Genomic DNA, 766 nt, shown 5'->3' on the forward strand with positions numbered 1-766 from the left:
TTGTGAAAGATCCGAAGAATGCGATCCATTATTATGCACGTGCACTGGATTTCTATCTGGTACAGGATTTTGACAATGCCATGCAGGATCTGGATTCGGCGATTGTATGCGATCCGACTCTCTTTACTGCTTATTTTAGCCGTGCTTTGATCAGCTATAAGCAGCTGGAGTTCCGTAAGCGTGACCGGAAGTTCGAACTGGATAATGTGGATGAGAAGTTGCCGCAGGTACGCACGATTGATTATACCCGAATTCGTGAAGACCTGGATGAAGTCATCGAGCTGCAGCCTGATTTTGTATATGCTTATTATAATCGGGGCAACATTCTGACGGTGATGAAAGATTATCATGCGGCGCTGGCTGATTACAATAAAGCTATCGAATTGGACAACCATTTTGCCGACGCTTATTATAATCGCGGATTGATACATATCTTTTTGGGAAATAACCGGCAGGGAATAAGTGACTTGAGCAAGGCCGGAGAATTGGGCATATTCTCCGCTTATAATATCATCAAGCGCTTTACGATGCCTACCGAATAAAGTCAGAAAACAGGAAGAATGAGGAATTTTATTCATTCGTGATAAATTTTCTTCACTCTTCCTGTTTCTTCTTCATTAAAATGTTTATTTTTGCCATTCATTAATGGATAAATACATAAACTTATGATTAAAATAACTTTTCCTGATGGCTCTGTTCGTGAATATAACGAAGGAGTTACTGGTCTGCAGATTGCAGAAAGCATCAGTTCTCGTCTGGCTCAGGA

2 protein-coding genes are annotated in these 766 nt (G+C 40.9%); both read left to right on the forward strand.

Annotated elements, in window-relative coordinates; genetic code table 11:
* Positions 1 to 542, forward strand: a 542-nt coding sequence (locus BACCOPRO_RS16915) for a tetratricopeptide repeat protein (protein ID WP_040311643.1), incomplete at its 5' end; no start/stop codon positions are given.
* A gap of 123 nt (positions 543 to 665) precedes the next feature.
* Positions 666 to 766, forward strand: a 101-nt coding sequence (locus tag BACCOPRO_RS18690; RefSeq protein ID WP_373920415.1) for a TGS domain-containing protein, incomplete at its 3' end; no start/stop codon positions are given.

Origin of the sequence: Phocaeicola coprophilus DSM 18228 = JCM 13818 (genome assembly GCF_000157915.1) — a bacterium.
Classification (GTDB): domain Bacteria; phylum Bacteroidota; class Bacteroidia; order Bacteroidales; family Bacteroidaceae; genus Phocaeicola; species Phocaeicola coprophilus.